This is a genomic window from Streptomyces sp. NPDC048507 (assembly GCF_043199995.1).
Lineage (GTDB): Bacteria > Actinomycetota > Actinomycetes > Streptomycetales > Streptomycetaceae > Streptomyces.
In genome coordinates, this window is sequence record NZ_JBICWZ010000001.1 from 1 (window position 1) to 19469 (window position 19469).

Consider the following 19469-nt stretch of genomic DNA (forward strand, 5'->3'; position numbering starts at 1 on the left):
CTTCGACAACGAGATCGACATGGCGGGTCTGGCCAAGACCGCGGGCATCGTCAAGGACGAGGTCAAGCCGCAGGTCCACACCTGGACGTTCCCCGGCGGCAAGGTCCTGATCGTGCTGTCCGAGGGCCGTCTGCTGAACCTGGGCAACGCGACGGGCCACCCGTCGTTCGTGATGTCGAACTCCTTCGCGGACCAGACGCTGGCCCAGATCGAGCTCTTCACCAAGCCCTCGGAGTACCCGACCGACGTCTACGTGCTGCCCAAGCACCTCGACGAGAAGGTCGCCCGCCTCCACCTCGACGCGCTCGGCGTCCGGCTGACCACCCTGCGCCCCGAGCAGGCCGACTACATCGGCGTCAAGGTCGAGGGCCCGTACAAGCCCGACCACTACCGCTACTGACCGCCGTGGACGCCGTCGACGAAGCGGTACGCGACCCCTGGCTCCCGGACCTGCTGCTGCGCACCGAACGGGACGCGCTGGTGCCGTTGTTGCGGCGCACGCCCGAAGCCTCGTACGGGCTGCGCACGGCCTGTCCCGGCTGGACCGTGCGGGACGTCCTCGCGCACTGCGCGGCCGCCCTCGTACGGATCGTCGAAGGGCGGCTGGAGGAGGGGGTCTTCCTGCCCGCCGCCAACGCGGCGGACGTGGCCGAACGCGCGCACTGGCCGGTGGGGCGGATCGTGGACGAGCTCGAACGGGGCCTGAGCGAGGCCGGCGCGGCCATCGCCGCGGGCGACGGCACGCTGGACGCGGTGGCACTGGGGGAGTGGATCCACGCGGGCGACGTACGCGACGCGTGGGGGGAGCCGGAGGCCTACGGCGGCGCCGGGCTGGCGCTGGCCCTGCCCCTGCTCCACACCACCAGCCGCAAGCGGAACACGCCCCGGCTGGTCGCGCACCTCGACGGGCGCACCGGGCCGCTGGTCCTCGGCAACGAGGAGGCCGGCCGCCCCGCCGCCCGGTTCGAGGGCGACGCCACGACGCTGATCCGCCTCTACTCGGGGCGCCCGCTGGTCGCGACGCGCTACGAGCTGGCGGGCGCGAGCGAAGGGGAGCTGCTCATCTACCGGTGACCCGGGCCGTCCCTTTCGGATCGGGCCGGGCGGCGCGGGTCGGGCAAGATCCGGAAGAGACGGCCCGGGCCCGTCGCCGCCCGTGCGGCCCGCCCCGAGGCCCGCCCGCCGCCCCTCCCGCGGGCGCGGGCGGGCCTCAGTCGATCCGGACGACCTGGAAGGCCTCCGCCATCCGCCCCGGCGGCAGCCCCGCGGAGCGGGCGTGCTCGCCCAGCCAGTCGCGCAGCAGCCCCGACAGGTCGTCGAAGTGCGCCGTCTGCGAGGTGTGGATGCGCAGCGCCTCCACCTTGCGGTCGAAGACGGGGGTGACGTCGATGTACTGGTTCGGGGTGGGTCCCGTCATCAGCCACAGCTCCGGCACGATCCACGGCTCCAGCCCCTCCTCCTTGAGGAGCGACGGATGCGCGAAGGGGTTGCGGGCCTCCGGGTAGATGGCCCGGAGCGCGGCGTCGCCCACCGCGCGGTGGTCGGGGTGCAGGTCGGCGATCCGCGCCCAGTTGATCTCGGGGCTCGGGATGACGGCCCGCTGCGGACGGACCTGGCGGATCACCCGGCACAGGTCGCGGCGCAGCCCGACGCTGGACTCGACGTAGCTGTCGGGGTAGCCGAGGAAGCGGACGTCGTCGACGCCGCTGCGCTTGGCCGAGTGGACCTGCTCGGCGCGCCGGAGGTCGCCCATGGCCTGCCGGGGGAGCTGCTCGTCGTAGCCGCCCGCCCCGCCGTCGGTGACGATGCAGTAGGTGACCCGGGTGGTGCCCTGCGCGATCCACCGCATGACCGTCCCGCTCACGCAGAACTCGATGTCGTCCGGGTGCGCGGCCACGACCAGCAGGGATTCGGGCGCGCTGCGGTCTATGAGGTCGGTGCGATCGGTCGCGAAGTGTTCCATGTGAGCAGCCTGTTGGGCGCGGCCGTGGGCCGCAAGGCGGCCCCTTTGGCGTACTCGCGACATGTCATCTCTACGCCACCGGCCGGACGGGCCCCGGTTCCCGCTGGCGTGTCCACGCAACGGCGCGAACGCGCAAGCCGATACCAGACCAAGCGGTTCGTTTCTCTGTCAGGCTGGGAGGGCACCCCGCTCTCCCCGTTCTCCCGCCGAGAGGGCCCGGTCCCCTTCCCGTCATCGAGCCTCGCTGCGTCCTTCGCACCACAGCGTCAAGGAGGTCCCATGAGCACCCCCGTCTGGATCACCGCGACCCCGCCGGCCACCCACGGCGAACTGCACGTCGGCCATCTCGCCGGACCCTACGTCGCGGCGGACGTGCTGTCCCGGTTCCTGCGTGCCGAGGGCGAACCCGTCCTCTTCACCACCGGTACCGCCGACCACACCAGCTCCGTCCACGCCCGCGCGCTGCGCGCGGGACGCAAACCGGAGGAGGTCGCGGAGGGCTACCGGGCCGCCATCACGGCCGACTGGCTGCGCTCGGGCGTCGAGTTCGACCACATCGTCCGCCCCCGCCAGGACCGGGGCTACGCGCGCTGGCTCACGGACCTCTTCCGCCGGCTCCACGCCGACGGCGTCATCGCCGCCCGCACCCGCCTGACGCCGTACTGCGAACCCTGCGGGCGCTTCCTGCACGGGGCGCACGTCACGGGCGACTGCCCGCACTGCGGGGCCGTCAGCGACGGCGGCATGTGCCACGAGTGCGCCCGCCCCAACGACGGCGGTGACCTGCTGGGCGCGAGCTGCGTCCAGTGTGGATCCGTGTGCGTGCCCAAGCGCTGCCGCCGCCTGTACATCCCGCTGGAGCCGCACCGGGAGGCGCTCGCCGAGTACTGGGCCGCCGCCGGACTGCCGCCGCGGCTGGCCGCGCTGTGCGAATCGCTCGTCGAGGACGGGCTGCCGGACATCGCCGTCGCCCACCCGGCCGCATGGGGCCTGCCCGTACCCGTCGACGCCTTCCCCGACCACCGCATCGACGGCTGCTTCGAAGCCGCCGCCATGCACCTGTTCGGCCACGGCGAGCGCCCGCTGCCCGAACGGGCCATCCACTTCTGCGGCTTCGGCCACGCCTTCTGCCACGCCGTCCTGCTGCCGGTCCTGCTGTTCGCGCGGGGCCTGAAGATGCCGCAGCACTTCTGCGTCAACGAGGCGTACGTCATCGAGGACGAAGCCCTGGTCTGGGGCTCCGGGCAGAAGGCCTGGGCACTGGACCTGATCACCGAGTACGGGTCGGACACGCTGCGCCGGCACGTCCTGCAGGCCCGCCCGCTGGGCCGCCGCACGCAGTTCCGGCCGGACCGGCTCGCCGCCGCCCGCCGGGAGCTGGACGAGAGCTGGAACAGCTGGCTGTCCAGGCTGTTCACCGCCGTCCGCGAGGAGTGCGCCGGGCTGGTGCCGGCCGCACTGCCCGGCGGCACCGGCTGGGAGGTGCTGGAGCGGCGGCTGCTGCGCGGGGTGGAGGACCTGCGCGAGGCCTACTCGCCCGAGGCCTTCGACCCGCGCAGGGCGGTGGCCCTGCTCGACGAGATGGTGCGTTCGGCGGCCGACTTCGGCCACGTCAACGCGCACGAGGCACACCGGCCCACCGCCGCCGGCCGTCACCTGCCGGTGCTGGCGGCGCAGCTGGCGGTGGCCCGCGCGCTCGGCGCCTGGGCGCGGCCGGTGATGCCGGAGGGTGCCGACCGGCTGGCCGCGGCGCTGCGGGCCGCGCCCGGGGGAGCGGTGGCCGCCGAGGCCCTCGCCCCGCCCGCGCCCGGCACCCGGCTGGCCCCGCCCTCGGGACCGGTGTTCGGCTTCTGACCCGGGCACCGGGCCCACCCCCACAGGCCCGACCGCCCGTCGCTCCACCGCTCGACCGCTCGACCGTCCGCCCGCACAGACCGCACGACTGCACCACGACAGCACTCTCCTTCGCCGCGTGACCGCGCGTCGGTCCACCGGCGGCCCGGGCGCGCGGCCCCTTCCCCAGGAGCTTCCCGTGTCCCTGCGCGTCGCCATGCTCAGTGTCCACACCTCGCCGCTGCACCAGCCCGGCACCGGGGACGCGGGCGGCATGAACGTCTACATGGTCCAGCTGAGCCGCGCACTCGCCGAACAGGGCGTCGAGGTCGACCTGTTCACCCGCTGTCGGGGCGAGGCCCGCCCCCCGCGCGACACCCTGGCCCCCGGCGTCACCGTGCGCCACCTGGAGGCCGGGCCGCGCAGACCGCTGCCCAAGGAGGACATGCCCTCCCTCGTGGTGCCCTTCTCGCTGGCGCTGCTGAAGGAAGAGCGGCCCTACGACCTCGTCCACTCGCACTACTGGCTCTCCGGCCAGGCCGGGCGCATCGCCGCCGCGGGCTGGCGGATACCGCTCGTGCACACCGCCCACACCCTGGCCCGGGTGAAGAACGCGGCCCTCGCCGAGGGGGACGCCCCCGAGCCCGAACTGCGCGTGCGCGGCGAGCACCAGGTGACCGACTCCGCGGACCGGCTGATCGCCAACACCGCCGACGAGGCACGGGCGTTGCGGGAGCTGTACGGGGCCGGGGCGGAGCGTACGGAGATCGTCCGGCCCGGTGTGGACCTGGGCACCTTCGCCCCCGGCGCGGGACGGGCGGCGGCGCGCGCCCGGCTCGGGCTGCCGGCCGACGCCTTCGTCCCCCTGTACGCGGGCCGCATCCAGCCGCTCAAGGGCCCGGACGTGATGGTCCGCGCCGTCGCCGCACTGCTGGCCGCCGAGCCCCGTCTGCGCGCGCGCACGATCGTCCCGGTGGTGGGCGGGAACTCCGGGGCCGGGCCGCGCGGCGAGGCCTGGGAGCTGGCGCGCGAGCTGGGGGTGGCGGACGTGCTGCGGCACCACCCGCCGGTGCCGCAGGCGGAGCTGGCGCAGTGGTACCGGGCGGCCGACGTCCTGCTGGTGCCCTCGCGCAGCGAATCCTTCGGTCTGGTGGCGCTGGAGGCGCAGGCGTGCGGCACCCCGGTGCTGGCCGCGGCCGTCGGCGGGCTGCCGACCGCGGTGCGCGACCGGGTGACGGGGATGCTGGTGCGCGGCAACGATCCGCTGGAGTACGCCCGGTGGCTGCGCTGGTTCGCCGAACACCCCGAGGAGGCGGCCCTGATGGGGCGGGCGGCGGCGCGGCACGCCCGGACCATGAGCTGGCGGGCCGCGGGCACCCGCACCCTGGAGGTGTACCGGGACGTGCTGCGGGACGGACGCCCCGGCCGGCGGACGGGTGAGGCAGGAGCGGCGGCACGCTCCTGCCTCGCCGGCGCCTCTCTCCTGGAGGGCCGAGAAGGCCGGAAGCCCACCCTAACAGCTCTTTTGGGCTGACCAAAGGTACGCAAGCGTAACGTCTGCGTGAACTCGCCTCGCAATACCCGGCATTGACACCTCCGGGCCGCTCGGGCACGCCCTCGAACGGCCTGGCGCGCCGACTTCAGATCCGCCTCAGAGGCGCTACAGGAAAGTGGCTCCCCGGGGGACTCCGTAGGAGAATGGAGATGTCTTCGACGGAATACCGGCGGCACGGATCCGTGGAGATGGAGTCCGCATTCCAATTCCTGGAGGAATCATGTCCGCTGCGCACGCCACCGGAATGTTCGGGAACACCTGTCGTACCGTCCGCGCCCGCCCGTCCCGCGCCCTGGCGGCCACCGCCCCGGTGTCCTCCGGGTCGCACGACAACGGCTGGGACTAACCGTCAGGCCTGCTCCGCGGCAAAGCCCCGTGAATGCCTTACGGCAAGCGCGGGGCTTTCCGCGTTCCCGGACATCGCGCGGATTCCGCTCCCGGTGTATTGCGGCAGTATTTCGGGGCGGAGATGAAGATTCCCGCCGCGTTTCCGGTCGCGGAGCGGCGCGCATTCCCCGGGTTTCGCCTCAGTCCAGCCAGCCGAGCCGCTGGGCGCGCACCCCGGCCTCGAAACGGCTCGACGCCCCCATTTCCTGCATCAGTTCGGAGAGCATCCGGCTCACCGTGCGCAGGGACACCCCCAGGTTCCGGGCCACCTTCTCGTCCTTCATGCCCGAGGCGAGCATCTTCAGCGCGGCCCGCTGCTGTTCGGTCAACCCGTCGCCGCCGAGTTCCGGCGCGACGTCGTCCCCGTACGGGGTGGCCGCGTGCCAGCAGTGCTCGTAGAGCGCCAGGTACGAGCGCACCAGGGCGGGGCCGCGGGCGAGGATCGCGCCCGCCGCCCGGTCGTCCGGGTGCACGGGCAGCACCGCGAACTGCTGGTCCGCGATGATCATGTTCATCGGGACGGCGGGCGACAGCCGGATCTCCACGCCCGCCTCCACGCGGCGGCGGAGCATCTCCACGGCCTCCGGCGAGGTGGTGATCCGCTGGTGGTAGATGGCGCGGATGCGCACCCCGTTGTCGATCTGCCGGCGGTCGCGGCTGAGCACCCGGTCCGCGACCTCCCGCACCAGGGCGGTCACGTGCATGGACGTCAGGTCGTGGCGGATGACGTCGGTGATGTCCTCCAGCACCTGCTGGATCCGCCCGTAGTCCTCCAGGATCTCCACCTCGACCTCGGAACCGTTCAGTGAACCGGCCCTGAGGAACCGCCCGGCCAGGGTCTCCAGCGCGCTGTACGTCCGGTCGGACTCGTCCAGGTGCTCGCGCAGCCGCTCGCGTTCGCGTTGCAGCATCCGCAACAGGGCGATCTCGGGGTCGACGGCCGCGACCGCGTCGGGCCCCGGCTGCCAGGCGTCGGACTGGAGGTCCGCACGGGTGGCGTGGGTGCTGCCCGTCGGCACGATCAGTCCGAGGGCGGCCAGCTCCGCGCCCCACTGCTCGGACTCCTCGGGATCCAGGCCCAGTTCCCGGAAGACGTCGTTGAGGTGGGACACCCCGCGCAGGCGCAGTTCCTGATAGAGGGCCAGCACCTTGTCGGCCGACTGGATGCCGTCCCTGCCATCGCCCGTTGCCATCGCGAAGCGACCCCCTCATCTTACGAATCGACAGTCACACTTTGGCACATGCCAACGCGGGAGTCTCCGCCCCCGTGTTTCGGATGTGACCGGCGTCACGTGTCGCCGGGGGTCCGTTCCGGCGCTTGTGCTGCGCCGCAACGGCCGTCGCGCGCTACCCCTGCGGCGCGCTCGCGCAGTCGGGGCACAGCCCCTTGAAGATGATCTCCACGCCCTCGCCCATCCGCCACGCGCGGAGCGACTCGCCCGCCGGTTCGGGCGCCTCGGCCCGTACGTTCTCCACCCGGCCGCAGCGCACGCAGAGGGCGTGCTGGTGCGGGGGACCGGCGACCTCGAAGACGGCGGGCAGTCCGGGGCGGTCGAACTTCGCCGCCAGGCCGGTCTCCAGGAAGTGGCGCAGCATCTCGTACACGGCCTGGCTGGTCAGGGTTCCGAGCCGCTCGCGGGCGGCGGCGGTGATGGACTCGACGTCCATGTGGCCGCCCGCCGCCAGCACTTGGAGGACTTCCAGGCGCGGTCCCGTGACGCGCAGCCCCACGTCGCGCAGGCGCTGGATCACCGCCTCGCGGCCGGTCGACTCCGCCACGCCAGCCCCCACTCTGCCACCACCCGCTATTGGTCCGCTCAAACCTTTGTGGGCATCGTACCTCTTGCCGGCAGGGCGGGAACGGTGCGGCGAACGCCCCCCGGCGGCCCGGCGGCCCGGCGCCCGCCCGGCGGTCAGCCCCCGGCCCGGCAGACGAGCAGGACGCTCTCGGTCCGTTCGTCGAGACGGTGGCGGCGCCGCCGCTCGACCCGCAGCCCCGCCGCCCGCAGCTCCTCGCCCAGACGCTCCGGGTCGACGATCCACTTGCGGGTGGTCCGCACCACCCGCTCGGCGCTCAGTTTGCCCGTGCGGACGCAGTGGTAGGCGATCCGCTCGCTCATGTCGTCCAGGTCGAAGACCTGGCGGGCCACGGCCCACTCCTCCACCCCGTCGAACCGCGGCACCTGGAAGGCCCGGGTGCGCACGGGCTCCTCGGCCAGGCCGCGCAGCCCGTGCGCCGTGTAGTCCAGGGCGAGCACGCCGCCCGGCTCCAGGTGGGCCGCGATCTCCCGCAGCAGCGCGGGGCGGGCCGGCGGGGGCACGGCCGCGACCATCGTCCCGGCCAGCAGGGCCAGCCGGTAGGTGCGCCGCAGCCGCAGGTCCGTGAGGTCGGCGCGGGTGGTCACCAGGAGCCGCGACACCTGCGGCCCGATCCGCCGGCCCCAGGCCCGCAGCCGCTCCAGGGAGGCGGCGTCCCGGTCCACGGCCTCGACGGAGAAGCCCTGGCGGGCGAAGGGCACGGCCAGGCGCCCGGCGCCGGAGCCCAGGTCCAGCACCGGACCGCCGCAGAGCCGGGCGAGGCGCAGGTACCCCACGATGTCCGCGCTGTGCGGGCCCAGCAGGGCGTCGTGCAGCCAGCCCGCGTCCGCGTCGGCCGGGGCCGCCGACTCCAGTCCGGGCAGGAACTCCGGGGGAGCGGGCAGGACGGCGCCGCCGGGCGCGGGGAGGGCGGCCGCCGGGTGCGCGGCGGGCGGGGCCGGCATGACGGTCAGGGAAGTGCCGCTCGGCGTGTGCATCGCTCCTCCAGGGGCTCGGTCCGGCCGTCCGGGGCGGGGTGCCCGTGCCGCCGGGACCTCGCCGCTCATCGAATCCTTTCCCCTGGAAGGGACTTGGGCCAGAGCGGTGGGGCTGCGTGAACACGCGATGGCGTGGATCTGCCACGGTCCGGCCCCCGCGGGCGGCCCGCCGTCAGAGGGTGCGGCCGAACCGGACCGCGGTGAGCTCGGTGAACCCGTGATGGGTGAAGAACGGCAGGTCCGGGGCTCCTTCGGCGGGCAGGCCGATCCCCTGGGAGGCCGCCCCGTGCGCCCGCATCCGGTCGGTGGCCGCCGCCAGCAGCGCCGTGCCGATGCCCTCCCGGCGGCGGCCCGGCGCGGTGCACAGCGCGTACAGCTCGCCCTGGGAGGCGACGGGCACGCCGCCCGAGACCGCCCCCACCACGGAGCCCTTGGCGTCCGCCGCCACCAGCCAGCCCAGCCAGCCGGGCGCCCCGCCGGGAATTTCTATTTCCGCTCTTATGCGGGGCAGCGAGCAATGGTCCGACACCAGCCGGCCCGCCCGGATTTCACCGAGGAGACTCCCGTAGGCCCCCCGAATCGCTTCGGCCAGGAGCCGGGAAATCGCCGTCGCGTCACCGGGCGCTGCCGTCCGTACGTCAGCCAGCAGCATTTGTTCCGCACCTCTCGCCGTACCGGTCCTGAGCCCGCACGCGCCCAGAATAGCGGGCAATTCGAGCGGCCGGGAGCGAGGCGAAATCTACGAATTAGCTTAGTAAATAACCGGGTTGGCGCCGCCGGCTATCACGAGGTCCAACAACAGGCGACGACGGCGGGGATGATCGCCGACATCGCCGCCGCCACCGCGAGCAGCCCGCGCAGCACCGGGAGCCCCGCGCGCTGCGGCCCCAGGATCCGCCGCATGCGCACCGCCGCCGACGGGCCGCCCGCCGCGAACGCCTTGCGCGGCGCGTGCCCGGCCGCCAGCGCGTACAGCGCCGTCGCCAGCGCGTCGCGCGAACACCCGCGCAGCGCGCAGTCGTCGGCCGCCATCTCCAGCAGCAGCGGTACGGTCCGCCCCCCGATCCGGGCCAGCGGCACCCTGCGGAACACCGTCGAGTACGCCCCGGCCGCGGCGACCAGCAGGTGGTGCCGGCCGCCGATGTGGGCCCGTTCGTGGGCCAGGGCGGCGGCCAGCTCGTGCCGCGTCAGCACCTGGACGGCCCCCGAGGACACCACCACCCGGCGCGAACGCCCCGGCAGGCAGTACACCGCCGGGCGCGCGTCCTCCAGTACGGTCGCGCCCAGCGCCGCGTCGTAGCGGCCGACCAGCCGCAGCAGTTCGGCGTGCCGGGTGCGGGCCCGCCGCGCCCGCACCAGTTCCCGTACGAACACGGCTCCCGGCACGGCCAGTACCGTCAGCGCCGCGGCCGCGGCCAGGACCTCGCGCGCGGAGGCGGCCGCCAGCCGGGCCGCGGAGGGCGGATCCAGGGTCAGGACCGCGTCGATCAGCCGGTGGCTGGTCTCCGCGGGCAGCACCAGCTGTGCCGGGAGGATCGCGGATGCCAGCGCGAACGCGGCCCCGCACATGACCCACACGGCCAGGCCCAGGCGCGGCACCTGCTGCGCCCACCGCGCGCGGACCAGCATCCAGGGAATGACCAGCCCGGTGATCAGGGCCAGCCCGAGGGGCGGCAGGACGTGGTGGTTCACCGGCGGTCCTCGGGGGCGTCGGCCGGGCGGCCGGGGCGGGCGGTGCGCAGGGCCTCGTCCAGGGCCTCCACGTCCTCGTGGGACATCCGCTCGACGAACCGCAGCAGCGCCGCCCTGCGGTCCTGGCTGTCGCCGAGCGCGTCCTGCATCAGCGCCGCGGTGTACTCCTCGCGGCTGCGCACGGCCTGGTACATCCAGGCCCGGCCGGACTTCTCCCGGCTCAGCCAGCCCTTGCGGTACAGGATGTCGGCCACGGTCATGACGGTGGTGTAGGCGACCGTGCGGCGCCGGTTTATGTCGTCGACGACCTCGCGGACGGAGACGGGCCGTTCCCACAGCCACACCCGGTCCATGATCTCGGCCTCCAGCTCTCCCAGCCGGCGTACGCGCATCCCCTCGGCCCTCCCCCTCGCGAGCGGCTCATCGTACGGGCCGGGCCCCGCGCGCGGGCATACCCCGGCCCGGTACGCGGCCGCGCGGGCGCCGAACGCGGGCGCGGGAACGCCGAGTGCCCCGCCACGGACCGGGGTCCGTGGCGGGGCACTCGGCGCTGCGGCCGCACTACGTGCGGATCAGCCGGGCGATGGCCAGGGTGGCCTCGCCGACCTTGGCCCTCGCGGCTTCCCCGCCCTCGGCGACGGCCTCGGTGACACAGGAGGCGAGGTGCGCGTCGAGCAGGGTCACGGCGCAGGACTGGAGGGCGCCGCCGACGGTGGAGACCTGGGTCAGCACGTCGACGCAGGCGACGTCCTCGACGACCATCCGCTGTACGCCGCGGACCTGACCCTCGATCTGCCGCAGGCGTCCGAGGACGTCTTCCTTGCGGTCTGTGTAACCGGCCACGGGTGCTCCTCAGTTGGCGGCGGCCCGGAAGCCGCGCAGACGCAGGCTGTTGCCGACGACGAAGACCGAGGAGAAGGCCATGGCCGCTCCGGCGATCATCGGGTTGAGCAGTCCGGCCGCGGCGAGCGGCAGGGCGGCCACGTTGTAGGCGAAGGCCCAGAACAGGTTCGAGCGGATGGTGCCGAGGGTCTTGCGGGCGAGCCGGATGGCGTCGGCCGCGGCCCGCAGGTCCCCGCGGACCAGGGTCAGGTCCCCGGCCTCGATCGCGGCGTCCGTGCCGGTGCCCATCGCCAGGCCCAGGTCGGCCTGGGCGAGCGCGGCGGCGTCGTTGACGCCGTCGCCGACCATCGCGACGCTGCGGCCCTCGGCCTGGAGCCGCTTGACCACGTCGACCTTGTCCTGGGGCATGACCTCCGCGATGACCTCGTCGATGCCGACCTCGGCGGCGACGGACTCGGCGACGGCCTTGTTGTCGCCGGTCAGCAGGATCGGGGTCAGGCCCAGGGCGCGCAGCCGGCGGATGGCCTCGGCGCTGGTGTCCTTGACCGCGTCCGCGACCTCCAGGACCGCCCGCGCCTCCCCGTCCCAGGCCACCGCGATGGCGGTGCGCCCGGCGGCCTCGGCCGCGGCCTTGGCGTGCTCCAGGTGCGGGGGCAGCGCCATCGCCCACTCGGCCAGCAGCTTCTCGCGGCCCACGAGGACCGCGTGCCCGTCGACGACGCCCTGGACACCGAGGCCGGGGATGTTGGCGAAGTCCTCGGGGGTGGGCAGGGTGCCGACCCGGGCGGCCGCGCCGGTCGCGACGGCCTGGGCGATCGGGTGCTCGGAGGCGTGCTCCAGGGCGCCCGCCAGGCGCAGGACGTCGGCCTCGTCGACCCCTTCGGCGGTGTGCGTGCGCAGCAGGGTCATGCGGCCGGTGGTGACGGTGCCGGTCTTGTCCAGGACGATGGTGTCGACCTTGCGGGTGGTCTCCAGGATCTCGGGGCCCTTGATCAGGATGCCGAGCTGGGCGCCGCGCCCGGTGCCGACCATCAGGGCGGTCGGGGTGGCCAGGCCCAGGGCGCAGGGGCAGGCGATGATCAGTACGGCGACGGCGGCGGTGAAGGAGGCGGCGAGGCCGGATCCGGTGCCGAGCCAGAAGCCCAGGGTGGCCAGGGCCAGGCCGATGACGACCGGGACGAACACCGCGGAGATCTTGTCGGCGAGGCGCTGTGCGGCGGCCTTTCCGTTCTGCGCGTCCTCCACCATCTTCGCCATCCGGGCCAGCTGGGTGTCGGCGCCGACCCGGGTGGCCTCGACGACCAGACGGCCGCCCGCGTTGAGGGTGGCGCCGGTCACGGAGTCCCCGACGGAGACCTCGACGGGCACGGATTCGCCGGTGAGCATCGAGGCGTCGACGGCGGAGGAGCCCTCGACGACGGTCCCGTCTGTGGCGATCTTCTCGCCGGGGCGGACCAGGAAGCGGTCGCCGGTCTGGAGGTCGGCGGTCGGCACGGTCACCTCGCGGCCGCCGCGCAGCACGGTGACCTCCTTGGCGCCCAGTTCCAGCAGCGCCTTCAGGGCGGCGCCGGCCTTTCGCTTGGAGCGGGCCTCGAAGTAGCGGCCCGCCAGGATGAAGGCGGTGACCCCGGCGGCGGCCTCCAGGTAGATGTTCCCGGCGCCGTCGGTGCGGGCGATGGTGAACTCGAAGGCGTGGGTCATGCCGGGGGTGCCGGCCGTGCCGAAGAACAGCGCCCACAGCGACCACAGGAAGGCGGCGGTCGTACCCACCGAGATGAGGGTGTCCATCGTGGCCGCGCCGTGCCGGGCGTTGGTCCAGGCGGCCCGGTGGAAGGGCCAGGCGGCGTAGGTGACGACGGGCGCGGCCAGGGTCAGCGAAAGCCACTGCCAGTAGTCGATCTGCAGGGCCGGGACCATCGCCATCGCGATGACCGGCACGGCCAGCACGACCGCGGTGACCAGGCGCTGGCGCAGCGGGAGCAGCTCGTCCCGCTCCCCGTCCGCGGCGGGGTCGCCCGGGGCGCCCTCGGCGCGGGGCGGGGCCGGCTCCTTGGCGGTGTAGCCGGTGGCCTCGACGGTGGCGATCAGGTCGGCGACCGAGACGTCGGAGTCGAAGGTGACCCTGGCCTTCTCGGTGGCGTAGTTGACGGTGGCCTCGACGCCGTCCATGCGGTTGAGCTTCTTCTCGATGCGGGCCGCGCAGGAGGCGCAGGTCATGCCGCCGATGGCGAGCTCGACCTGGGCGGCGCCGGGGGTGAGGGTGGTCATGAGGGCTGCTCCTCGTTCGAGCGCGGGGTGGGTTCCGGAGGCCGGGGCGCCCGTGGACGGACGGGGCCCCGGCGGCCGGGTGGCCGGGGGCCGGCGGTGTGTCAGGCCCGGCCGGTGAGCTCGTAGCCGGCGTCGTCGATCGCGGCGCCGATGGCCGTGTCGTCGGGGGCGCCGGCCGTCGTCACGGTGACCAGGCCGCCGTCGACGTCCACGTCGACGGAGAGGACCCCGTCGAGCGCGCCGACGGAGGTGGTGATGGCGGTCTTGCAATGTCCGCAGGTCATGCCGGACACGCGGTAGGCGGTCGCGGTGCTGTCGACGACGGCGGTGGCGGTCGTGGCCTCGCCGGCGTTCGTGCCGCAGCTGCCGTCGGGGGTGCAGCAGGAAGACATGCGTTTCTCCTTGGTCGGTGCGGTGCGGATACCCGCTGGGGGTATCCGGGCTGCTTCCAGATATACCCCCCTTGGGTATCTGTACGCAAGCACGGTTCCGGCTTGACTTGGTACCCCCCAGGGGTATGGTGAGCTCATGAAACCGCTGGATGCGGCAGTACGTCGTAAGGGAGGGCAGGCATGAACACCGGAGTGAGGATCGCCGTTTTCGCCGCTGCGCTGGCAGCGACCTTCGGGACCGCGTACGGAGTCGGCACGGGTGTGGGACCCGTGGGCGCACCGGTCGCACCCGCGCACGGCGACCACGCGGCCAAGGACCCCGGCGCCGCGCCCGCCGCCGGTCACGCGGAGCACGGGGACGCCGCCCAGGGCCCGGCCGCCGGCGGCCTCCAGGTCTCCGAGGGCGGCTACACGCTCAGCCTGGAGTCCCCGCGGCTCGCCCCGGGCCAGGGCGAGCTGAGGTTCGCGGTCAAGGACTCCGCGGGCCGCCCGGTCACCGCCTTCAAGACCGAGCACGGCAAGGAACTGCACTTCATCGTCGCCTCGCGCGACCTCACCGTCTACCGCCACCTGCACCCGGTACGGGCTGCGGACGGCACCTGGTCGACCCCCGTCGACCTGCCGGCGGCGGGCGGCTACAAGGCCTTCGCCGACTTCACCCCGGCCGCCGAGGGCGCGAAGGGCGTCACCCTGGGCGCGGACCTCTCGGTGCCCGGCGCCTACCAGCCCGCCGAGCTGCCCCCGGCCGCGCGGACCGCCGAGGTGGACGGTTACCAGGTCGCGCTCGGCGGCACCCTGGAGCCGGGCAGGGCCGGCGAGCTGGGGCTCACCGTCAGCAAGGACGGCAAGCCCGTCACCGACCTGGAGCCCTACCTCGGCGCGTACGGCCACCTGGTCGCCCTGCGCGACGGCGACCTGGCCTACCTGCACGTCCACCCCAACGAGGGCGGCCCCGGCCCGGACGTTTCCTTCACCGCCACCGCGCCGAGCGCCGGAACCTACCGGCTCTTCCTGGACTTCCAGCACGGGGGCACCGTCCGTACGGCGGCCTTCACCGTCACCGCGGGCGGCTCGGGCGCCCCCGCGCAGGCCCCCGCGGCCCCCGCCCGGACTCCCGCCGCCCCGGCGGACACGCCCGCCGCCGAAGGGGACGGGCACGCGCACTGACCGGCCCGGGCCCCGCCCCGCCCGCTCCCGGACGGGAGGGGCCCGCCGCCGGCCGTCCGCGCCGGCGGCTCCACGTACCCCCAGGGGTACTTGATCGCGCGGGAGGAAGGGATCGCCGTGCAGGGATACACCGGACACAAGGACGACGTCCTCAAGCGGCTGCGCCGCATCGAGGGCCAAGTGCGCGGCCTCCAGCGGATGGTCGAGGAGGACACGTACTGCATCGACGTGCTCACCCAGGTCGGGGCCACCACCAAGGCCCTGCAGTCCTTCGGGCTCGCGCTGCTCGAAGACCACCTGCACTCCTGCGTCGCCGACGCCATCGCCGAGGGCGGCGACGCCGCCCGGGACAAGATCGAGGAGGCCTCCCGCGCCGTGTCCCGCATGGTCCGCGTCTGACCTCCGGGCCGCGCCGGAACCCGCCGCACCCGCGGATCCGGCGCTCCCGCCCGGCCGCCCGTTCCCGGCCACGCGCCAGTCTTCAACAAGAAAATTCTTGATGCCGCACTAGACTGGCGGGCTGTTCGGCGCTGGACCGGAACAACCCGGGCAAACCCGGGCTCCGCCGGCGCGACCCGGGAGGTCTCCGGGACCGAGACGCGAGGGCCGATGGCAGTCACACCAGAGCGCGGCGACACCACCCTGCTCGACGAGGAGGACACCGGCGCGCAGAGCGGCAAGTCCGCCCTGTTCACCGCCGGACCCGCCGCCCCGCCGCGCACCCTCGTCGACGTCCTGGAGGCCTCCGTACGGGCGCACCCCGACGAGCCCGCCCTCGACGACGGCACCGAGCAGCTGAGCTACCGGGCCCTCGCCGCCGAGGTCGAGCGCCGGCGCCGGGCCCTGGCCGCCGCCGGCGTCGGACTCGGCGACCGGGTCGGCGTCCGCGTCCCCTCCGGCACCAACGAGCTGTACACCGCGATCCTCGCCGTCCTCGCCGCCGGCGCCGCCTACGTACCGGTCGACGCCGAGGACCCCGACGAACGCGCCGACCTCGTCTTCGGCGAGGCCGGGGTGCGGGCCGTCATCGGCGCCGGAGCCCGCATCGAGACGACCGCCACCGCCACCGCCGCCGCCCCGGGCGCCCGGGCCGCCGCCGCCCGGCCCGGCCCCGAGCACGACGCGTGGATCATCTTCACCTCCGGCTCAACCGGCAAGCCCAAGGGCGTCGCCGTCAGCCACCGCAGCGCCGCCGCCTTCGTCGACGCCGAAGCCGCCCTCTTCCTCGCCGACGAGCCCATCGGCCCCGGCGACCGGGTCATGGCCGGACTCTCCGTCGCCTTCGACGCCTCCTGCGAGGAGATGTGGCTCGCCTGGCGGCACGGCGCCTGCCTGGTGCCCGTACCCCGCTCCCAGGTGCGCAGCGGCGCCGACCTCGGCCCCTGGCTCGCGGAGCAGGAGATCACCGTCGTCTCCACCGTGCCGACCCTGGCCGCGCTCTGGGAGTCCGAAGCGCTCAACGAGGTCCGGCTGCTGATCTTCGGCGGCGAGGCCTGCCCGCCCGAACTGACCCAGCGCCTGGTCACCGAGGGCCGCGAGGTCTGGAACACCTACGGGCCCACCGAAGCCACCGTCGTCGCCTGCGCCTCGCTGCTCACCGGCGAGGAACCCATCCGGATCGGACTCCCGCTGGACGGCTGGGAACTCGCCGTCGTCGACGAGTCCGGCGAACCGGTCCCCATGGGCGGCAGCGGCCAGCTCGTCATCGGCGGCGTCGGCCTCGCCCGCTACCTCGACCCCGCCAAGGACGCCGAGAAGTACGCCCCCCTCGCCTCCCTCGGCTGGGAGCGCGCCTACCGCAGCGGCGACCTCGTGCGCGCCGAACCCGAGGGACTGGTCTTCCTCGGCCGCGGCGACGAACAGATCAAGCTCGGCGGCCGCCGCATCGAGCTCGGCGAGGTGGACTCCGCCCTCCAGGCCCTGCCCGGCGTCGCCGGCGCGGCCGCCGCCGTCCGCACCGCCCGCAGCGGCAACCAGCTCCTCGTCGGCTACCTCGTCACCCAGGACGGCTGGGACCACGCCGCCGCCGTCGAGCGGCTGCGCGCCGAACTGCCCGCAGCCCTCGTCCCGCTCCTCGCCCCCGTCGCCGAACTGCCCACCCGCACCTCCGGCAAGGTCGACCGCGACGCCCTGCCCTGGCCGCTGCCCGGCACGGAGCCCACCGGCCCCGCCGAACAGCTCTACGGCACCGAGGCCTGGCTCGCCGAGCAGTGGAGCGAGGTCCTCGGCGTGCCCGTCGGCGGCGCCGCCGACGACTTCTTCGCCATCGGCGGCGGCAGCCTCGCCGCCGCCCAGCTCACCACCCGCCTGCGCACCCGCTACCCCGGCGCCGCCGTCCTCGACATCTACCAGCAGCCGACCCTGCGCAAGCTGGCCCGCCGCCTGGAGAAGTCCGTCCAGGACGACGGAGCCGCCCGCACCGTCGCCCCCGTCCCGCTGCGCGCCCAGCTCGCGCAGTGCCTGCTGGTGCTCCCGCTCTACACCCTGCTCGGCCTGCGCTGGACCGTGCCCCTGCTGGCCCTCGGCAACGTCCTGCACCTCCTCGGCCCCTACCCGTGGGCGCCCACCGCCTCCTGGTGGCTCGTCGGCGCCGGCGCCGTCCTGCTCTTCAGCCCGCCCGGCCGCCTCGCCCTCGCCGCCGGCGGAGCCCGCCTGCTGCTGCGCGGCGTCACCGCCGGACACCACCCGCGCGGCGGCAGCGTCCACCTGCGGCTGTGGACCGCCGAACGCCTCGCCGAGCACTCCGGCGCGACCTCCCTCACCGGCTCCTGGCTCGAACGCTACGCCCGCGCCCTCGGCTGCAAGATCGGCCCCGAGGTCGACCTGCACTCCCTGCCCCCCGTCACCGGCATGCTCAAACTGGGCCGCGGCTGCGCCGTCGAGTCCGAGGTGGACCTCTCCGGCCACTGGCTCGACGGGGACCGGCTCGTGATCGGCCCCGTCAAGGTCGGCGCGGGCGCGGTCGTCGGCACCCGCAGCCTGCTCTTCCCGGGAGCCCGCGTCGGCAAGCGCGCCGAGGTCGCCCCCGGCTCCGCCGTCGCCGGACAGGTCCCGACCGGGCAGCGCTGGGCCGGAGCCCCCGCCGTCAAACTCGGCAAGGCCAAGCGCAACTGGCCCAAGGAGCGCCCGCCGCGCCTGCTGCGCTGGCGCGCCGTGTACGGGGCCGCCGGCTCCGGCCTGACCGCCCTGCCCGTCCTCGCCGCCCTGCCCGCCCTCCTGGTGGCCGGCCGCTTCGTCCCCGCCGACGCCGGACCCGGACAGGCCCTGCGCGGGGCGCTGCTCGCGGTGGTCCCCGCCGCGCTCGCCTACGGGTTCGCGTACGCGCTGCTCCTGCTGGTCTCCGTACGCCTGCTCAGCCTCGGGCTGCGCACCGGCGTGCACCCCACCCACAGCCGGACCGGCTGGCGGGCCTGGACCGTCACCCAGCTGATGGACCTGGCCCGGGAGACCCTCTTCCCGCTGTACGCCGGGCTCATCACCCCCGTGTGGCTGCGCCTGCTCGGCATGAAGATCGGCCGGGGCGCCGAGGTGTCCACCGTCCTCGCCCTGCCGAGCCTCACCACCGTCGGCGAGGGCGCCTTCCTCGCCGACGACACCCTGACCGCCCCCTACGAACTGGGCGGCGGCTGGATGCGCATCGGACACTCCGAGATCGGCCGCCGGGCCTTCCTCGGCAACTCCGGCATGACCGCGCCCGGCCGCTCCGTACCCGACGACGGGCTGGTCGGCGTACTGTCCGCCACCCCGAAGAAGGCCAAGAAGGGCAGCTCCTACCTGGGCCTGCCGCCGGTGAAACTGCCGCGCTCCACCGCCGACGCCGACCAGAGCCGCACCTACGACCCGCCCGCCCGGCTGCTGTGGGCCCGCGGCCTGGTCGAACTGTGCCGGCTCGTCCCCGTGTTCTGCTCGGCGGCGCTCGCCGTCCTGACCGCCGCCGTGCTCTGCGCGCTCGCCACCGGGAACGGCCTCGGCCTCGGCGCGGACCGGGGCGCGGGCGTCTGGGGCACCGCGCTGCTGTCCGGGGTCGTCCTGCTCGCCGCCGGAGCCCTCGCGTGCGCGGTCTCCGCGGCCGCGAAATGGCTCCTGGTCGGCCGCCACCGCACGGGGGAGCACCCGCTGTGGAGCGGCTTCGTGTGGCGCAACGAACTGGCCGACACCTTCGTCGAGGTCCTCGCCGTGCCCTGGCTGGCCGGATCCGTACCCGGCACCCCCCTGATGTCGCTGTGGCTGCGCGCCCTCGGCGCCCGCATCGGGCGGGGCGTGTGGTGCGAGAGCTACTGGCTGCCCGAGACCGACCTGGTCACCCTCGGCAGCGGGGTCAGCGTGAACCGGGGCTGCGTCCTGCAGACCCACCTCTTCCACGACCGGATCTTGAGGACGGATACTGTGGTCCTGCGCGAGGGCGCCACCCTGGGCCCGGGCGGCATCGTCCTGCCCGGGAGCACGGTCGGAGCCCGCAGCACACTGGGTCCCGCCTCGCTCGTGATGGCCGGGGAATCCGTCCCCGCCGACACCCGCTGGCTGGGCAATCCGATCGAGGCGTGGCGGTCCTGAACGGCCGGGCACAGTGCAGG

18 protein-coding genes are annotated in these 19469 nt (G+C 74.5%); 8 read left to right on the forward strand and 10 right to left on the reverse strand.

Features of this window, described 5'->3' with window-relative positions:
* On the forward strand, positions 1-400 hold a 400-nt coding region (locus tag ACGFXC_RS00005; RefSeq protein ID WP_393707915.1), incomplete at its 5' end, for an adenosylhomocysteinase.
* Positions 397-1074, forward strand: a complete 678-nt coding sequence (locus tag ACGFXC_RS00010; protein ID WP_393709545.1) for a maleylpyruvate isomerase family mycothiol-dependent enzyme — start codon at positions 397-399, stop codon at positions 1072-1074. The genes ACGFXC_RS00005 and ACGFXC_RS00010, both read left to right, overlap by 4 nt.
* A 136-nt stretch (positions 1075-1210) precedes the next feature.
* Here ACGFXC_RS00010 and ACGFXC_RS00015 read toward each other — a convergent pair whose 3' ends face one another.
* Positions 1211-1963: a PIG-L deacetylase family protein gene (locus ACGFXC_RS00015; RefSeq protein ID WP_393707917.1), complete on the reverse strand. Its 753-nt coding sequence runs from the start codon at positions 1961-1963 to the stop codon at positions 1211-1213.
* 279 nt (positions 1964-2242) lie between these two features.
* On the opposite strand from ACGFXC_RS00015, the gene ACGFXC_RS00020 reads away from it, so the two are divergent.
* The 3 genes from ACGFXC_RS00020 (at position 2243) to ACGFXC_RS00030 (ending at position 5697) form a co-directional block, all read left to right on the forward strand.
* Positions 2243-3817, forward strand: a complete 1575-nt coding sequence (locus ACGFXC_RS00020; RefSeq protein ID WP_393707919.1) for a class I tRNA ligase family protein — start codon at positions 2243-2245, stop codon at positions 3815-3817.
* A gap of 196 nt (positions 3818-4013) precedes the next feature.
* The gene (mshA, locus tag ACGFXC_RS00025) at positions 4014-5330 is read left to right on the forward strand and encodes a D-inositol-3-phosphate glycosyltransferase (protein ID WP_393709547.1); all 1317 of its coding nucleotides are present in this window, start codon (positions 4014-4016) and stop codon (positions 5328-5330) included.
* 241 nt (positions 5331-5571) lie between these two features.
* Positions 5572-5697, forward strand: a complete 126-nt coding sequence (locus ACGFXC_RS00030) for a hypothetical protein (protein ID WP_393707921.1) — start codon at positions 5572-5574, stop codon at positions 5695-5697.
* 181 nt (positions 5698-5878) lie between these two features.
* Here the strand turns inward: ACGFXC_RS00030 and ACGFXC_RS00035 are convergent, their stop codons facing one another.
* The 9 genes from ACGFXC_RS00035 to ACGFXC_RS00075 form a co-directional block, all read right to left on the reverse strand.
* On the reverse strand, positions 5879-6931 hold the full coding sequence (locus ACGFXC_RS00035) for a LuxR C-terminal-related transcriptional regulator (protein ID WP_393707923.1): 1053 nt from the start codon (positions 6929-6931) through the stop codon (positions 5879-5881).
* Positions 6932-7085: 154 nt separating this feature from the next.
* A complete protein-coding gene (locus ACGFXC_RS00040; protein ID WP_393707924.1) occupies positions 7086-7517 on the reverse strand; it encodes a Fur family transcriptional regulator in 432 nt (143 codons plus the stop codon).
* A gap of 134 nt (positions 7518-7651) precedes the next feature.
* Positions 7652-8533 (reverse strand): class I SAM-dependent methyltransferase, encoded by an 882-nt coding sequence (locus tag ACGFXC_RS00045; RefSeq protein ID WP_393707926.1) that lies wholly within the window; start codon positions 8531-8533, stop codon positions 7652-7654.
* A 172-nt stretch (positions 8534-8705) separates the two neighbouring features.
* A complete protein-coding gene (locus ACGFXC_RS00050) occupies positions 8706-9185 on the reverse strand; it encodes a GNAT family N-acetyltransferase (RefSeq protein WP_393707928.1) in 480 nt (159 codons plus the stop codon).
* 131 nt (positions 9186-9316) lie between these two features.
* Positions 9317-10225, reverse strand: coding sequence for a M56 family metallopeptidase (locus ACGFXC_RS00055; protein WP_393707930.1), 909 nt, complete (start codon positions 10223-10225; stop codon positions 9317-9319).
* Positions 10222-10617, reverse strand: a complete 396-nt coding sequence (locus ACGFXC_RS00060; RefSeq protein ID WP_393707932.1) for a BlaI/MecI/CopY family transcriptional regulator — start codon at positions 10615-10617, stop codon at positions 10222-10224. The genes ACGFXC_RS00055 and ACGFXC_RS00060 overlap by 4 nt, the downstream gene beginning before the upstream one ends.
* A 169-nt stretch (positions 10618-10786) precedes the next feature.
* Complete coding sequence (locus ACGFXC_RS00065; protein ID WP_393707934.1) at positions 10787-11068, reverse strand: metal-sensitive transcriptional regulator; 282 nt, start codon at positions 11066-11068, stop codon at positions 10787-10789.
* A gap of 9 nt (positions 11069-11077) precedes the next feature.
* A complete protein-coding gene (locus ACGFXC_RS00070; RefSeq protein ID WP_393707936.1) occupies positions 11078-13336 on the reverse strand; it encodes a heavy metal translocating P-type ATPase in 2259 nt (752 codons plus the stop codon).
* 101 nt (positions 13337-13437) lie between these two features.
* Positions 13438-13728 (reverse strand): heavy-metal-associated domain-containing protein, encoded by a 291-nt coding sequence (locus ACGFXC_RS00075; RefSeq protein ID WP_393707938.1) that lies wholly within the window; start codon positions 13726-13728, stop codon positions 13438-13440.
* Between the two features lie 180 nt (positions 13729-13908).
* Here ACGFXC_RS00075 and ACGFXC_RS00080 point away from each other — a divergent pair, with 180 nt between their 5' ends.
* The 3 genes from ACGFXC_RS00080 to ACGFXC_RS00090 all read left to right on the forward strand — a co-directional run bounded on the left by ACGFXC_RS00080 (position 13909) and on the right by ACGFXC_RS00090 (position 19449).
* Positions 13909-14895 (forward strand): hypothetical protein, encoded by a 987-nt coding sequence (locus tag ACGFXC_RS00080; protein WP_393707940.1) that lies wholly within the window; start codon positions 13909-13911, stop codon positions 14893-14895.
* A 90-nt stretch (positions 14896-14985) separates the two neighbouring features.
* Positions 14986-15294 (forward strand): metal-sensitive transcriptional regulator, encoded by a 309-nt coding sequence (locus ACGFXC_RS00085; RefSeq protein ID WP_393707941.1) that lies wholly within the window; start codon positions 14986-14988, stop codon positions 15292-15294.
* A gap of 210 nt (positions 15295-15504) precedes the next feature.
* Positions 15505-19449, forward strand: a complete 3945-nt coding sequence (locus ACGFXC_RS00090; RefSeq protein ID WP_393707943.1) for a Pls/PosA family non-ribosomal peptide synthetase — start codon at positions 15505-15507, stop codon at positions 19447-19449.
* The last annotated feature ends 20 nt before the right edge of the window (positions 19450-19469 follow it).

Bases quoted from the DNA above. Each gene is read 5' to 3' on its own strand.
- ACGFXC_RS00070 (WP_393707936.1), bottom strand. From the start codon at position 13,336: ATGACCACCCTCACCCCCGGCGCCGCCCAGGTCGAGCTCGCCATCGGC.
- ACGFXC_RS00015 (WP_393707917.1), bottom strand. From the start codon at position 1,963: ATGGAACACTTCGCGACCGATCGCACCGACCTCATAGACCGCAGCGCG.
- ACGFXC_RS00050 (WP_393707928.1), bottom strand. From the start codon at position 9,185: ATGCTGCTGGCTGACGTACGGACGGCAGCGCCCGGTGACGCGACGGCG.
- ACGFXC_RS00090 (WP_393707943.1), top strand. From the start codon at position 15,505: ATGGCAGTCACACCAGAGCGCGGCGACACCACCCTGCTCGACGAGGAG.
- ACGFXC_RS00035 (WP_393707923.1), bottom strand. From the start codon at position 6,931: ATGGCAACGGGCGATGGCAGGGACGGCATCCAGTCGGCCGACAAGGTG.
- ACGFXC_RS00030 (WP_393707921.1), top strand. From the start codon at position 5,572: ATGTCCGCTGCGCACGCCACCGGAATGTTCGGGAACACCTGTCGTACC.
- mshA (WP_393709547.1), top strand. From the start codon at position 4,014: ATGCTCAGTGTCCACACCTCGCCGCTGCACCAGCCCGGCACCGGGGAC.
- ACGFXC_RS00045 (WP_393707926.1), bottom strand. From the start codon at position 8,533: ATGCACACGCCGAGCGGCACTTCCCTGACCGTCATGCCGGCCCCGCCC.
- ACGFXC_RS00080 (WP_393707940.1), top strand. From the start codon at position 13,909: ATGAACACCGGAGTGAGGATCGCCGTTTTCGCCGCTGCGCTGGCAGCG.
- ACGFXC_RS00060 (WP_393707932.1), bottom strand. From the start codon at position 10,617: ATGCGCGTACGCCGGCTGGGAGAGCTGGAGGCCGAGATCATGGACCGG.
- ACGFXC_RS00075 (WP_393707938.1), bottom strand. From the start codon at position 13,728: ATGTCTTCCTGCTGCACCCCCGACGGCAGCTGCGGCACGAACGCCGGC.
- ACGFXC_RS00020 (WP_393707919.1), top strand. From the start codon at position 2,243: ATGAGCACCCCCGTCTGGATCACCGCGACCCCGCCGGCCACCCACGGC.